Origin of the sequence: Candidatus Effluviviaceae Genus V sp. (assembly GCA_014728125.1) — a bacterium.
Classification (GTDB): Bacteria; Joyebacterota; Joyebacteria; order Joyebacterales; family Joyebacteraceae; genus WJMD01.
On sequence record WJMD01000022.1, the window covers coordinates 1 to 15,054 of the forward strand.

Below are 15,054 nucleotides of genomic sequence, written 5' to 3' on the forward strand. Positions count from 1 at the left end.
CGACTTCGCCGCCTCGTGGTTCGTGACCGGCTAGGAGGGAGGATCCATGCGTCGTCAGCTGCCACTGGCTCTCTGCTTCATCGCCGGCACGTTCATGGCGGTGCAGTACTTCATCCCGCACCCTGTTGTTCAGGATTCCTACGAGCGGCTGTTGAGCTGGCTTCAGACGCTCCTGGCGTTCGCGTTCCTCCTCGGGACGGTCAGCCTCATCCGGATGCACTACCACAAGATCAGGAACAGGGCGGAGGACAGGGGATACAGCTGGGTGACGCTGATCGGCCTCGTCGCCATGATCGGGCTGGGGTTCTTTCACCCCGAGCACAACGCGCCCGGCGGGTGGTTCGATCTCGTCTTCCAGAACGTGCAGGTGCCGGTCGAAGCGACGATGTTCTCGCTCCTGGCGTTCTACATCGCTTCCGCCGCGTTCAGGGCCTTCCGCGCGAGAACGCTCGAGGCGACGCTGCTCCTGGTCGCGGCCTGCATCGTGATGCTGGGCCGGGTGCCGATCGGCGATCTGATCTACGAGGGCATCCCGTCGGCGACCCAGTGGATTCTCAACGTGCCGAACGTGGCGGCGAAGCGCGGCATCATGATCGGCGTCGGTCTCGGTATGATGGCGACCGCACTCAAGATCGTGCTGGGCATCGAGCGTGCGTGGATGGGCGGCGGAGAGTAGCTACTCGAGCCCGACGCGCCGGACTGCGCCCGGAGGTTATGGATGAACAAATACGAACGCATGATGAACTTCGACCGGCGATGGATCTTCCTCGTGATCGCCATCGCGGTCGTCATCCCGTTCTTCGCGCCGCTCGGCCTCCCCATCGTGGTGACGCCTCCGGTGCAGAGACTCCACGACGCCGTTGAGGCGATCCCGCCCAACGACCAGCCGGTCCTGCTCTCACTGGACTACGCACCGGCGACGGTTCCCGAGCTGGAGCCTATGGCGCTGGCCATCCTGAGGCACTCGCTTCAGAGAGACGTGAACGTCGTGGTCATGACGCTCCACCCGGCCGGCTACGGCCTTGCGGAGCGTGCCGTTACCCAGGTCGCGGAGGAAACGGGATCGACGTACGGAGAGGATTACTGCTTCCTCGGGTTCCAGCCGGGCATCTCGGCTGTCATCCTCGGTCTCGGGGTCAACATCAGGAACGTCTTCCCCGAGGACGCCTACGGAACGCCGCTCAACCAGATCCCGATGATGGACGGCATCAGGAACTACGACGACATCCCGCTCGCCGTGACCATGGCCGGCTCCGGCATCGCTGAGGCGTGGATCTACTACGCCAACCAGCCGTATGGTCAGGACGTGGCCGCCGGAGTGACGGCTGTCATCGCCACGGACTACTATCCCTATCTGAGTTCCGGACAGCTTGCGGGGCTGCTCGGAGGGATGCGGGGAGCCGCCGAGTACGAGGAGACCATCCAGCAGCACGACAAGGGCGTCCGGGGCATGGACTCGCAGTCGTCCATCCACGTCCTCATCATCATCCTGATCGTCCTCGGGAACATCGCCTACTTCGGGGCGAGCAAGCGGAAGCGACTGGCGGAGAGGGAGGCCTAGATGGCATCGCTGATCTGGACGACCATCGGAGCGATTCTGACGCTCTCTGTCTACAGCTTCCTGTACAAGGACAATCCCTTCTACAAGTTCGCTGAGCACCTCGTCGTCGGTGTCTCGGCCGGGTACTATCTGGTCATCTACTACTACAACTTCATCGATCCGAACGTCATAACCCCGGTCTTCGGCCTTCGCATCGGCGACCAGCAGATAGCCTTCGGAGGGGCCCAGTGGTGGCTCGCGCTGATTCCCGGGCTCCTCGGTCTCCTGCTCTACACGCGGTTCTTCCCGAAGATCAGCTGGGTCGGCCGCTGGTCGCTCGGCATCTACGTCGGCGGCTACGCCGGGCTCGGGATCTCGCCGGTCATGCAGGCGAGGGTCCTGAGGCAGATCGGCGCGAACTCCCTGCCCCTCACGACCCTGACCAACGTGCTGCTCGTGGTCGGTCTCATCGGCACGCTCACCTACTTCTTCTTCTCGATGAGGCATCGGGGCGTTCTCGGCGTCTTCGCCAGGATCGGTATTGTCTTCATCATGGTCGGGTTCGGGGCTTCCTTCGGGTATACGGTCATGTCCCGTGTGTCGCTCCTGATCGGCCGGGTCGACTTCCTTCTGAACGACTGGATTCCGCTCTTCGGGCAGGTCCTCGGCTAGTTCACGTGAGGCGCGTCGTGAGGCACCGAATGAAGCTCCCTCTGCTGCTCGTCCTCCTCCTGCTCGCCGGCGCGGCCGGCGCTCAGGAGACCGTGGGGACGCCGGTCGACACGACCGCCGCGGTGGTCGACACGATCCCCCCGGCCCCGGTGTCCGACGTGACGGCGCGCGACCACATCAGCAACAACGACGGTGGCGACCGCATCGAGGTTCACTGGGCGCTCTCGCCGGACGACGGGGGAGAGGAAACCGGCGATGTGACCGGCTACCTCGTCATGCGCTCGACGGAACCCGACGCCCCGGCCGACACGGCCGGCGTCGCGGGCGCGGGCGAGACGATGTATCTCGATCGCGATGCCGTGCCCGGTCAGACGTACTACTACCACGTGGCTGCGACGGACGGCGTCAACCTGTCCGAGTTCGTGACGTCTCCTTCGGTGAGGGGCGTCCGCAGCTTCTTCCAGCCGTCCCGTGCGGCGGTCCTCGTGCTGACCCTGCTGTTCTTCGGGCTCGTGATCACCTTCACGAATCTCGCGCAACGCGGGACCGACCTCTTCGTCCGCCGGATCCCCGGTTTGAACGCCATCGAGGAGGCCGTTGGTCGCGCGACCGAGATGGGCCGACCCGTGCTGTACGTGCCGGGCATCGGTGAGATCGACAACATCATGACGATCGCGTCGCTGTCGATCCTCTCGCACGTCGCCAGGATCACGGCCCGCTACGAGACGCCGCTCATCGTCCCGACGGCGCGCGCCGTCGTCATGTCGGCCGCCGAGGAGGTGGTCAAGGAGGCGTACGCGCAGGAAGGGCAGATCGACCGGTACAATCCCGACAACATCAGGTACCTCTCGGATGCGCAGTTTGCGTTCGCGGGCGCCGTCAACGGCATCATGCTCCGCGAGAAGCCGTCGGCGAATCTCTATCTGGGAGCGTTCTGGGCCGAGTCGCTGCTGCTGGCGGAGACAGGCTTCGAGGCCGGAGCCATCCAGGTGGCCGGCACGGCGATGGTCTCGCAGCTGCCGTTCTTCGTGACGGCCTGCGACTACACGCTCCTGGGCGAGGAGCTCTACGCCGCGAGCGCCTATCTATCAAAGGAGCCGAAGCTCCTCGGGAGTCTCAAAGGCTCAGACTACATGAAGGTCATCTCCATCGCGCTCATGCTCAGCGGGCTCATACTCCGGATCGCGGGCTACGAGGCGTTCTCCAACTGGTTCAGGACCGGCTAGGGAAGCGGCAGAGATGAGAAGAGAAGTCCCCATCGCCATCACGTTCCTCGTCGGCATGTTCATGATCGTCGACTTCTTCGTGCCGCACGCCTACGTCTCTGCGTCGGCCGAGGAGCTCAAGCAGTGGGGGACGATCATCATCGCCGCGTCGATCCTCCTGGGGATCGGAAACCTCCTGCGCGTGCACTCGAAGAAGATCGCGCGAAAGGAGGAGGGCTGGGGGTACTCGATCGTGCTCCTCGCCATCATGGCCGTCATGCTGTGGTTCGGGCTCTGGCCCGGCGAGACGCTGGGGCCGAACGAGATGGTCGGCACCGTGGAGGAGGGATCGTACTTCAACTGGATGTTCCTCAACATGCAGGTGCCCCTCCAGGCGACGATGTTCTCACTGCTGGCCTTCTTTATCGCGTCCGCGGCCTACCGCGCCTTCAGACTCAGGTCGGCCGAGGCGAGTCTTCTGCTTATCGCCGCGATCATTGTGATGCTGGGGCGTGTACCGCTCGGGCAGGCGCTCACCCAGAACCTGCCGGAGAAGGCCCAGCTTCCGTGGCTGACTGAGGTGATCATGGAGTATCCCAACATGGCGGCCTTCCGCGGGATCCTGATGGGTGCCGCGCTCGGCGTCATGGCCATGGGACTGCGCATCATCCTGGGGATCGAGCGCTCGTATCTGGGCGGGGAGAAGTAGCCGCGTGGCCGAGACGAAGGGCTTCGACATACGGCGCATCGACCGCCGGATCATCTTCACCCTGATCTTCATCGCGGTCGGGTGGCCGCTCATCCAGCCGCTCAGGCTGCCGATGAGCACGTCGCCGCCCGTTGAGCGCCTCTACGAGGCGGTCGACGAGCTGCCCCCGGGTTCCATCGTGCTCTTCGGAGGGGACTACAGCCCCGACACGATGCCCGAGCTGCAGCCGATGACCGAGGCGATGCTGAGGCACGCTTTCAAGAAGGACCTCCGTGTTGTGGTCGCCTGTCTCTGGCCCGCATCGCCGCCGCTCGTCGAGGCCGCCCTGACGCCGCTGGCAGAGGAGTACGACAAGGAGTACGGTGTCGACTTCGTCAATCTGGGCTACATGACCGGCGGCCCGGTCGTGCTTCTGGGGATGGGTTCGAGTATCCCGAACACGTTCCCGAGCGACTACTACGGCACGCCCGTCCGGGACCTGCCGCTCATGCAGGAGGTTGAGAACTTCGACGACATCGCCATCGTACTGGAGGTCTCGGCCGGGACGCCCGGCACGCGCGAGTGGGTGCAGCAGGTCGTCTCGCGCTTCGACGTACGCGTCGGTTCGGGAACGACAGCGGTCGGGGCGCCGAACTTCTACCCGTACGTGCAGAGCGGACAGCTGCTCGGTCTCCTCGGCGGTCTGAAGGGAGCGGCAGAGTACGAGATGCTGGTCGAATACCCGGCCGACGCGACCGCGGGCATGGACGCCCAGTCGGTCGTCCACGGTCTGATCGTGTTCTTCATCCTCTTCGGGAACGTCGTGTTCTTCTTCACCCGCCGGAAGTCCGGCCAGGAAGCGAGCTAGGAAGGCATGGAGTACCTTGAGCTCATCTTCAGGGGCCCGCCCGGCACCCCGGCCTCCGTGGTGTGGGGCTACTGGGTGGCGGCGCTTCTGACGATCGCCATCTACAGCTTCCTGTACAAGGACAATCCGCTCTACAAGTTCGCTGAGAGCCTCTTCGTGGGCCTCGGGGCCGCCTACTGGCTGGCGATGCTGTATCACAACACGCTCAAGCCCAAGCTCTTCCAGGCGCTCTTTCCGGGCGACTCGGGCGACCCGGTCATGTGGTGGCGGGTCTTCCCCGGGATCCTCGCGGTCTTCATGCTCCTGCGCTTCTTCCCGAAGCTGTCGTGGCTCTCCCGATGGGCACTCGGTTTCATCGTCGGCATGTACGCGGCCGTCAACCTGACGGGATTCGCGCAGGGCGACTTCGTCGAGCAGATCTACGCGACGATGGCGACGCCGATCACTGGCGGCGGCGCCATGCTGAACATCTTCAACATCGTGGCCATCGTCGGCGTCATCTCGGTGCTCATCTACTTCTTCTTCTCCAAGGAGCATAAGGGAGCGCTCGGCGCCGTGGCGAAGCTCGGTATCTGGTATCTGATGGTCGCCTTCGGCGCATCGTTCGGATACACGGTGATGGGGCGCGTGTCGCTCCTGATCGGGAGGATCTCGTTCCTTCTGAGCGACTGGCTCCACATCATCGAGTGATCGTCCTGCCCCCTGGCGCGGTCGACCGGACGGCCGCGCCGCTTCAAGGCAGTTCCATGGCCCCCCAGACACGGGTCCTCCCGGCGGAGGTCCTCAAGCGGAGAGGTTCGTAGTGGAAGCGTGGCGCTTTCTCAACTCCGGTACCTCGAGCGGCCCCGTAAACATGGCGGTCGACGAGGCCGTGCTCGCGGCGGTCAACCGGGGCGAGGCGCCGCCGACGGTGCGTGTCTACGGCTGGGAGCCACCGACCGTCTCCACCGGATACTCCCAGGACATCGAACGCGAGCTCGACATCGACGAGTGCCGCCGGAGAGGGTTTGGTGTCGTCGTCAGGCCGACCGGCGGACGGGCCGTTCTGCACGCGGGCGAACTGACCTACAGCGTGGTCGGTCCCTCGGGGGTGCCGCCGCTCGGAACGACCATCATGGAGGCCTATCTGGCCATCGCGCAGGCTCTTGTGGCGGGGCTCTCGCTCCTGGGGCTCAGGGCCGAGCTCGCGCAGGTCGCGTCGGACCCGAGGTCGCGGGGCGAGGGAGCCAGTCCCCCGTGCTTCGCGAGCGCCGGCCGCTACGAGGTGGTCGTGGGCGGACGGAAGCTCGTCGGGAGCGCCCAGCGCAGGGTCGGCCGGGCGCTGCTCCAGCACGGCTCGCTCCTCATCGACGCCACGCACGAACAGCTGGCCGAGGTTCAGCGGGCGCGCAGTGAGCGGGAGCGCGAGATCTTCCGACGCGCGCTCCGCTCGAAGACGACGACCCTCGAGCGGGAGCTGGGGCGTCCCGTGAGCTTCGACGAGGTGGCGCGGGCGGTCCGTCTGGGATTCGAGAACGCGTGGGGCGTCGAGCTCGATGAAGGAGGCCTCACGGAGCACGAGAAAGCGGACGCCGAAAAGCTCGCAACTGAGCGTGCAGTCGTAGCTTAGGGTGAGGAAAAACCTGTTGACAACCCCCGGTGGCGAGTGTACTATGCCTAGTGAGAGGAAGAGCGACCGGCGCTCGCCCGTTCCCGCGGGTGGAGCCGTGTATCCATTGATGCCGGATGACCCCCTAAGGAGACGATGAGACCATGAGACTACCGAGACCGATGTCCCGGGAGCGTGGCTCTGCACGCACCATCGCCGTTGCTCTGCTGCTTCTGCTCGTGGCGGCGGCGCCGGCGCTCGGACAGCAGGGGACCGGCAAGATCGCCGGTACGGTGTACGACGCGGAGACCGGGAACCCGCTCGCCTTCGCCAACGTCTCTGTCGTGGGGACGGGATACGGGAGCGCCTGCAACCAGCAGGGCGAGTTCCTCATCGACCTCGTGCCCGTCGGCACGTACGTCGTGCAGGCGTCATTCATCGGATACGAGCAGCAGAAGATCACGGACGTCGTGATCGAACAGGATCGGACGACCGAGATCGAGTTCAACCTCCAGCCGACCGTCTTCGAGGCCGAGGAGGTCGTCGTCGAGGCTGAGCGCCCGATGATCGAAACCGAGGACACGACGACCCGGCGCGGCATGGACGAGGAAGAGGTCAAGGTCCGTCCGATCAACACGGTCCAGGAGGCGATCGCCACCCAGCCCGGTGTTATCGTCCACGAGGGCGAGATCCACGTCCGCGGCGGACGAAGCTCCGAGGTGAAGATGTACGTCGATGGTATCGCGATCACCGACGGTGCGAGCGGCACGGGCAACCTCGAGGTCAGCCTGTCGTCGCTCTCCGAGTTCGAGCTTCTCTCCGGCGGCTTCGACGCCGAGTACGGCAACGTGCAGTCCGGCGTCATCAACCTCCAGACGCGAGAGGGCGGCCGCGATTTCTCGGGCGAGATCAAGTACATGACCGACGACTACGGAGCGCCCGAGCGGACCTACGACAACTTCGACAACATCTCCTTCGGCATGGGCGGTCCGCTCTTCACCGAGAAGTTCCGCTACTACGTCTCGGGTGAGGGCAAGTTCTCCGACACGTATCTCAAAACGAACGAGGTCAGGGAGCAGCACGAGCTGCCGTTCGGCATCACGTTCCGCGAGCGCCAGTCGATGCTGGGCTCCGGCCAGGCGAAGCTCTCCTGGTTCGTGACGCCGACGAAGAAGATGACGGCGGAGTTCCTCTACTCGCAGACCGTGCGGGACTTCTACAGCCACAGCTACTCGAGAGAGGGGTACTGGTCCCAGGAGTATGAGGACTGGTCGCACGTCGCGCTCGACACGACCTACAAGTACTACAACGCCGCCGAACACACGCCTCACCGGGAGACCGAGTTCACCCAGCGGAAGGTCGTGTGGCGCGACAACGTGTCGCCGACCACGTTCTACACGGTCAAGTTCGCCCGGTTCGACACCGAGGAGAACTACTGGCTGTACGAGGATCCGAACGACTACTGGTGGGAGCCCTATCTGCCGGGCGGCAGGGTCACCGACCCCGATTCGGACGGCGACCTGAACCCGGAGCCCGGGTATTACCGGGTGTGGGGCGACAACCTGTCCTGGTCGAAGCAGGTCACCAGTGCGACGACCTTCAAGGCGGATCTGACGAACCAGGCGAGCGAGACGCATCAGATGAAGACCGGTGTCGAGGTCGTCTACAACGAGCTCGACGTCAAGAGACTCGACTTCGGTCATCTTCTGTCGCTTGTCGGCAGTCCGTCCGATACGCTCGCCGAGGACTTCCAGTTCTTCGATTGGGACCGCGCGCTCAACACCGACGAGCGCTACCAGCACAACTTCTTCAAGGGCTTCCCGAGCCACGGTGCGATGTATGTGCAGGACAGGATGCGCTACGAGGGTATGATCGTCCGAGCGGGGCTGAGACTCGACTGGTCCGACCCGGGCCCCTCGTCCAGCGTCGGCGAGCGTCAGATCTGGCGCGAGCGTGTGGACGCCGTGCTCTCGCCGAGACTCGGCATCGCGCACCCGATCAGTGACCGCGACGCGCTCCACTTCCATTACGGGCGCTTCTACCAGATGCCGCGTCTCACGGCCTACTACGAGGCGGGGGAGAATCTCGACCGCGCGTCGGCCGGGAGCATCATCGGGTACTCGGGTCTCGACCCCGAGGTCACGACCTCGTACCAGTTCGGCGCGGAACATCAGTTCTCGAAGAACCTGGCGATGGACGTGACGGGCTTTTACAAGGACATCTTCGGCCTTCTGGCGACCGAGGAGTACGACCGCGGTACGACCGAGGGTACGGTCTACACGTACGTCAACAAGGACTACGCCTCGGTCCGGGGCATCGAGTTCAAGCTGAACAAGCGGTTCTCGAACTTCTTCTCGGGCAACTTCACCTACACCTGGCTGCAGGCCACCGGCGTGTCGTCCGACGAGAACGCGGGCGCCAGAGCCGAGGCAGAGGGTCTGCCGCGACAGCCCCTGAAGGAGATCCCGCTTGACTGGGACGAGCGGCACACCGTGACCGGCTTCCTCTTCATCAGCGACCCGGGCAACTGGGAGGTCACGTTCGACTACAACTACGGCAGCGGAACGCCGTATACGCCTGTCGTTCTGGGTCAGAAGGAGGTCGAGCCCGAGGAGGTCAACTCCGGACGCAAGCCCTCCCATCAGATCCTGAACCTGCGAGGAACGAAGAAGTACCAGCTCTACGGTCAGGAGTTCCGGCTGTTCTTCGAGGCGCTGAACGTCTTCGACAAGAGGAACATCGTCGGCCTGGGTACCTACGGTGCCGAGTACTACACGATGACCGGAGAGCTGGGCGGAGCCTACGTCGAGACCGACGCGGAGGGACGTGAGCGTCTCGAGCCTCTGAACGACCCGTCCGTCTACCAGGAGGGTCGACTCATCCGCATCGGTGTCGCTTTCGACTGGTAGTGAGAGAATCCGGCGCCGGGAGCGGAGGGGGCGCTTCGTGCGCCCGCTGGTGCTCCCGGTGCTTCGAGCAGGACTACTTCGAAATGAGCGGAGGAAGTTGATGAAGATCGGCTGGAGCGCGGCAGCAAGCCGCGGCCGTCTGCAGCGCGCCGGACGGGGCCTCGCCCTCGTGGCGGCGGCGGTCGCTCTGCTGGCGACCATCGGAGCGTCGCCGGCGGCTGCCATGGCGCCCGATCATGTCGCGGACAGCGACTTTCACATGGGCACGCGTGTGGTCGACCACTATGGTCGGTTTCACAACGTCGGGCAGCTTCTCCTGCACGTCAGCAACCTCGGCGTGTTCGGCAAGCTGTATTTCTACGAGCCCGATGCACCGTCCGGCGAGTGGCCCGCGGGCAGCAACATCGAGTACCTCTATGGCGCAGGTCTCTGGGTCGGCGGGATCGTGCCGAACGAGAACACCGGCGAGCCGGATACACTCGTGTCGGCGGCGGTCTACCAGCTGGAGTTCCGGCCGGACTACGACGACCTCCTCAAGAGGATCTTCGAAGCCTGGGAGGGCGCGGCCGGAGGCGACCGCCTGACGGACGACGACGGCGACTGCGCGGACCATATCTACAACCCGGACGACCCCTTCATCTGGTACGACGAGGACCCGCTCGACGGTATCGACAACGACGGTGACGGTCTGATCGACGAGGACTTCGCGGCCGTCTCCCAGCAGATGTACCGGATGGAGTATGAGGACACCTACGAGGAGATCGTCAACACCGACGGTCTCTACGACAGCGACCCGCACAGGAGTCTCGGGCTCAGGGTCATCCAGGAGAGCTATCAGTGGACGAGCGAGCTGACGGACGACTTCGTCGGCATCGACTACAAGGTGATCAACATCGGAGAGGACACCATTCGGATGGCCTACGTCGGCTTCATGGTGGACGCCGACGCCGGTCCCGACAGCGACGAGATCCTCTACTACAACGACGACCGCGGCGGTTTCGCGGACACGCTGATCACCACGCCGAATCCCAACGATCCGACGAAGACCGACACGCTCGCCATTACGCTCTGCTACATGTACGACGACCCGTACGGTGAGGACGGCAACATCACCGACGGGTACTTCGGCTGCATGTTCCTCGGACATCCGACGTCCGATCCGGACACGCTCGATCCGGGGCAGCTTCCCGGCGCTCCGACCAGGGTCCGTGTTCACGCCTTCGAGATCTGGTCGAGTGGAACAGAGGATCCCGACGACGACCAGGACCGTTACCGCTACCTGCGCGGTCCCGCCGACTTTCCTCTCCGCGACCTCGAGGACAACGACGGCGACGGCCAGATCGACGAGGACGATGAGTGGCGCGTGAACATCGACCGCGACGCGGATGCGCCGCAAGACTGGCGCATGATGCTCTCGGCCGGTCCCTTCCGGGAGATCCTGCCGGGCGACACGCTTCAGTTCCAGTACGCGTTCGTTGCCGGTCAGGGCTACGACGGCATGCTGCAGAACGCGGCGACCGCCCAGCAGATCTACAACGGGCTCTCCGGCAAGGAGTCGACCGTGCCGGACTGCGAGGGAGAACTTGTCGACAGCGTCAGGATCAACTGGGTGGCCGACACGCCGCCGCCCCCTCCGAACCAGTCGATAACGACCGGCGACGGTTTCGTCAGGATCGAGTGGGACGACTACCCGGAGGATATCGCCGATCCGCTGACACGTGAGAGAGACTTCTTCGGCTATCAGGTGTGGAAGGCCGTGGGCTGGACCCGGGAGTCCAGCGAGCCCAGGGATCAGGACTGGCAGCTCATCCTCGACATCGACCGCGGCGACGGCGGAGTCGAGCTCGATCAGTACGACACGGGACTCGACGGTATCGGCAAATACGCCTTCACGGACACCCTCGTGAAGAACGGCTTCTCGTACTGGTACTCGGTCACCGCGTACGACAGCACCTGGACCGAGGAAGGTGGAACCGTCTATCACTTCGGCAAGTACAGCCAGGTCAAGTCGGTCGTCATCCCGAACTCGGATGTTCAGGGTACGCTCGACGAGGTGCGCGTCGTCCCGAACCCGTACGTCAACCACGAGTACATCTCGCGTTGGAATCTCGCCCCGGACGAAACGGACCCGACGGGCGAGAAGATCTGCTTCCAGAACTTGCCGCGCGACGCTGTCGTGCGCATCTACTCACTGGGTGGCGAACTCGTGAAGACGTTGTACGTCGATGCCGAGGAGACCGGTGGCGACGCCTGCTGGAACATGATCTCGAGGAACAACCAGATCATCGTCAGCGGCGTTTATCTCTACCATATCGACTCCCCGGTCGGTGAGAAGATCGGCAAGTTCGTCATCGTCAAGTAAGCGCGTCGCCGGCTCGCCGACCCACGGCGGAGACCTGCGCGGCCGGCGGAAGGAGGATCGTCGTTGACTAAGAGACTGCTTGTAACCCTCGTCGTCGTGGGGCTCCTTGCAGGGCCGGCTTCGGCGGTGGAGATTTTTGAGAAGGTCGGGACGGTCGGATTCCAGTTCCTTGAAATCGGGGCGGGACCGCGTGGTACGGCGATGGGCGAGGCGATGGTCGCCGCAACCGAGGGCGTGGAATCGCTCTACTGGAATCCTGCCGGTCTCAGGACTGTCACGACACGGACGGCTCTCTTCACCTACGGGACGTGGCCCGGCGACATCACGCATCAGTTTGCGGGATTCGCAATGCGTCCCGGCTTCATCCCGGGTATCGTCGGTGTGAGCGTGACGTCACTGCAGATGGACTCGATGCCGATACTCACGGCCGATAATCCCGACGGTGTGGGCGTCGATTTTCAGCCGTCGGATTTCGCGGTCGGACTGACCTACACCCGGATCCTGACCGACCGGTTCGCCGCAGGCGGTACCCTGAGATGGTTCCACTCGGGGCTGGGCGATCTCTCGGCGCTCGGTGTCGAGGGGCTCGAGGACTACTCAGTCGACGGTTTCGTCGGCGACTTCGGCACGCTCTACGATACCGGCTTCCGGTCACTGAGGATCGGACTCTGCATCCAGAACATGGGCGCCGACGCGACGTACATCGATGAGCCGGTGCCTGTCCCGACGACGTTCAAGTTCGGTGTGTCGATGGACGTGATCGACGACGCGAACCAGACCGTCACGGTGGCGGCCGAGTTTCGCCACCCGTCGGACACGTCGGAGAAGGTCAACGTCGGTGCCGAGTACACGCTGAACAGGCGGTACTACCTGCGTGCCGGTTACAAGATGAACTACGACGAGGAGAGCTTCACCGCTGGCGCGGGCGCCAGATTGACCATCGGCGGCGTCGGGCGTGTAGGGGTCGATTACAGCTACACCGACTTCGGACTCCTCGGAGGCGTCCACAGAGTGGGCGCCACGGTGGAGTTCTAGAGAACGCGCTCCGACCTGAGCCCCCCGGCGTCCGGCCCTGGGCCTGACGAAGCGGCCGGTGACCATTGCGAGCGCGGATACAAGAAAGGAGTACCCTCTTGCGCAGGTTCTATGTGATCGCGGGCGTGCTGCTTGCGTTTCTCCTCGTGTGCGCGTCGACAGCGAGCGCATCCGGCGTCGGCACGCACCTCGCCGCGTTCCTCGAGGTCGACGGCGGGACGAGACAGATCGGCATGGGGGGCGCGTTCACCGGGCTCGCCGACGATGCCAACTGCGTCTTCTACAACCCCGCCGGACTCATGTTCCTCGAGGGCAGCCAGATCAACATCTCGCACTCGACCTGGCCGGCCGGCGTGTCCTATCAGCACCTGAGCTACGGTTTCAGGCACAGCTACATCCCCGGCGTCTTCGCCATGAGCTGGACCATCATGCAGATGCCGCCCTATAAGGAGAAGACGGAGTACTACGACCCCGACAGCGAGTTCGGCATCGGGATCATCGACAACGTGGACGCGGGCGACATGTGCTGGGGCGGGACCTACTGCTGGGAGTTCAGCGACCGCCTGGCCGCCGCGACGACCATCAAGTACTACCATCTGGCGCTGGCCGACGCGTTCTGTGAGGGAATGGCCGCCGACTTCGGCGTCCTGTGGGACACGCGCATGAGGAACCTCAGGCTCGGCGCCGCCGTGATGAACGTCGGGCCGGAGAACCGCTGGGCCAATACCGGGTCCGAGACGAACTTCGGTGAGAACTTCTCGCTGCCGATGAACTACCGGGTCGGCGCGTCAATGAGGGTCTACGACGTCGTCACGCACAGGGTCGTCGTTGCCGGCGACTACCGCTACACCGCCAACGGCATGAGCCGCATCAACATGGGGACCGAGTACACGTTCCACACCGGTCCCATCTACGTGTACGGTCGTCTCGGCTACAGGCTCGGGTACGATGAGGAGGGGCTGACCGCGGGGTTCGGCGTGCACTTCCCGACGAGCCAGGAGGTCGACTCACGGGTCGACTACGCGTATCTCCCGCATGATAATCTCGACGCCTCGCACCGTATCGCGGTCTCGTTCATGTTCTAGCGCTTCCGCGCCTCAGCCTGCGATCGGGATCAACGCCCGCGGCCGAACGGCCGCGGGCGTCTCTGTTTGACCTGTACGCGAACGGGGCTCATCGCGTGGTCGTCGCGGTGTGTCGGTCGGTCACCCGGTGGCTCATCGAAGAGGGCCGCGCCCTGCGTGCACCGCGATCCGTGTCCCGCCTCGCGCACCAGACGCCTCTCACCATGATCACCTCGACGTCGTCCGGGGGCGACGCCGACGGCGGCCCCTGAGGTTACAGCTCGGCTGGTGCATGCGGGAAGGGTCGGACCGGGGTCCTCAAGAACCGCCTGTTCCGAGCATGCTGTGATGTCGGTCCGCGGGCTGGGAGGCTCGTTCGGCGGTGTCTCTCCTGCCGTATCGACTCATTGTCCTCGTCAGCGACCTCCTCTGCCACGCCTGCAGGTGCACGCGCGGGGGAGGGGGAGCAAGCGTCTGGCCGGGGAGCAAGCCGACCTTCAGGAACTGTGTCTTCGCCATCTGCAGCATGCATGATGGAGAGGACTGAGCGGACCGCAGCTCAAGCTCGGCGCCGCCCCTCCTTGACGTCGTGTTCAGGGAATGCCACGACGTCTCGGCACTCCCGGTCTTCACCGGCGCCGCACCGGTCTCAAGCCGCGTGATCCTCCGTCACAACGCCTGGCGGCATTCCCGTTCCGGGAACCGTCCGCACGGAGGAGCTTCGAAGAGTGCGTCTTCGAGGACGGCGGGGACCGGGAGAGCCTGGTGGCAGGGAAGGGCGCCGACGTCGTCCCGGTGAGTTGGACGTTCTTCGAAAGCCCGCGGCAGCGGCTTTGCTGCGGTTCCGCCGTCGATCTGTATCACGGTCCGCTCGCCTTCACGTCCAGGGTCGTCGTCGGGGGTTCCTCTCGCGTCGACGCGACACACTCCTGCCAGCTCGCCATCTCGCACTGGGGCCCGGGGTCCCGCTGCCGGGCTCGGGCGATCTCGTCGCGGACGTCTCTTCTGCGTCCGTCCTGGGGGGACCTGTAGTGCCGGAACGGCGCGAACCTCCCTCGTGATGGCCCGCTGAGACGCGCGGCGTTCCCGAGCGCACGGAACAAGAGAAGCGCCGGAGCCTCAC

13 protein-coding genes are annotated in these 15,054 nt (G+C 64.6%); 12 read left to right on the forward strand and 1 reads right to left on the reverse strand.

The window, feature by feature from the left end:
* Positions 1-46 precede the first annotated feature (46 nt).
* From GF405_01245 to GF405_01265, 5 genes are read left to right on the forward strand one after another with little or no spacing between them, the layout of a single operon-like run.
* Positions 47-676 carry a hypothetical protein gene (locus GF405_01245; GenBank protein MBD3366780.1) on the forward strand — a complete coding sequence of 210 codons (630 nt, stop codon included), beginning with the start codon at positions 47-49 and terminating at the stop codon, positions 674-676.
* 42 nt (positions 677-718) lie between these two features.
* Positions 719-1,561, forward strand: a complete 843-nt coding sequence (locus GF405_01250; GenBank protein MBD3366781.1) for a hypothetical protein — start codon at positions 719-721, stop codon at positions 1,559-1,561.
* Entirely contained in the window at positions 1,562-2,212 is a 651-nt protein-coding gene (locus GF405_01255) for a hypothetical protein (GenBank protein ID MBD3366782.1), read from the forward strand. It abuts the gene before it with no gap.
* A 29-nt stretch (positions 2,213-2,241) separates the two neighbouring features.
* Positions 2,242-3,438, forward strand: a complete 1,197-nt coding sequence (locus GF405_01260) for a hypothetical protein (GenBank protein ID MBD3366783.1) — start codon at positions 2,242-2,244, stop codon at positions 3,436-3,438.
* Positions 3,439-3,451: 13 nt separating this feature from the next.
* Positions 3,452-4,126 (forward strand): hypothetical protein, encoded by a 675-nt coding sequence (locus GF405_01265; protein ID MBD3366784.1) that lies wholly within the window; start codon positions 3,452-3,454, stop codon positions 4,124-4,126.
* A 195-nt stretch (positions 4,127-4,321) separates the two neighbouring features.
* Here GF405_01265 and GF405_01270 read toward each other — a convergent pair whose 3' ends face one another.
* Positions 4,322-4,504, reverse strand: coding sequence for a twin-arginine translocation signal domain-containing protein (locus tag GF405_01270; protein ID MBD3366785.1), 183 nt, complete (start codon positions 4,502-4,504; stop codon positions 4,322-4,324).
* 10 nt (positions 4,505-4,514) lie between these two features.
* On the opposite strand from GF405_01270, the gene GF405_01275 reads away from it, so the two are divergent.
* The 7 genes from GF405_01275 to GF405_01305 all read left to right on the forward strand — a co-directional run bounded on the left by GF405_01275 (position 4,515) and on the right by GF405_01305 (position 13,952).
* The gene (locus tag GF405_01275) at positions 4,515-4,973 is read left to right on the forward strand and encodes a hypothetical protein (protein ID MBD3366786.1); all 459 of its coding nucleotides are present in this window, start codon (positions 4,515-4,517) and stop codon (positions 4,971-4,973) included.
* Positions 4,974-4,979: 6 nt separating this feature from the next.
* Complete coding sequence (locus tag GF405_01280) at positions 4,980-5,663, forward strand: hypothetical protein (protein ID MBD3366787.1); 684 nt, start codon at positions 4,980-4,982, stop codon at positions 5,661-5,663.
* A 163-nt stretch (positions 5,664-5,826) separates the two neighbouring features.
* A complete protein-coding gene (locus GF405_01285; protein ID MBD3366788.1) occupies positions 5,827-6,582 on the forward strand; it encodes a hypothetical protein in 756 nt (251 codons plus the stop codon).
* Positions 6,583-6,725: 143 nt separating this feature from the next.
* Positions 6,726-9,470 carry a TonB-dependent receptor gene (locus tag GF405_01290; GenBank protein MBD3366789.1) on the forward strand — a complete coding sequence of 915 codons (2,745 nt, stop codon included), beginning with the start codon at positions 6,726-6,728 and terminating at the stop codon, positions 9,468-9,470.
* A gap of 100 nt (positions 9,471-9,570) precedes the next feature.
* Positions 9,571-11,832: a hypothetical protein gene (locus tag GF405_01295; protein ID MBD3366790.1), complete on the forward strand. Its 2,262-nt coding sequence runs from the start codon at positions 9,571-9,573 to the stop codon at positions 11,830-11,832.
* 63 nt (positions 11,833-11,895) lie between these two features.
* Complete coding sequence (locus GF405_01300; protein ID MBD3366791.1) at positions 11,896-12,867, forward strand: PorV/PorQ family protein; 972 nt, start codon at positions 11,896-11,898, stop codon at positions 12,865-12,867.
* Positions 12,868-12,965: 98 nt separating this feature from the next.
* The gene (locus tag GF405_01305; protein MBD3366792.1) at positions 12,966-13,952 is read left to right on the forward strand and encodes a PorV/PorQ family protein; all 987 of its coding nucleotides are present in this window, start codon (positions 12,966-12,968) and stop codon (positions 13,950-13,952) included.
* Positions 13,953-15,054: the final 1,102 nt, after the last annotated feature.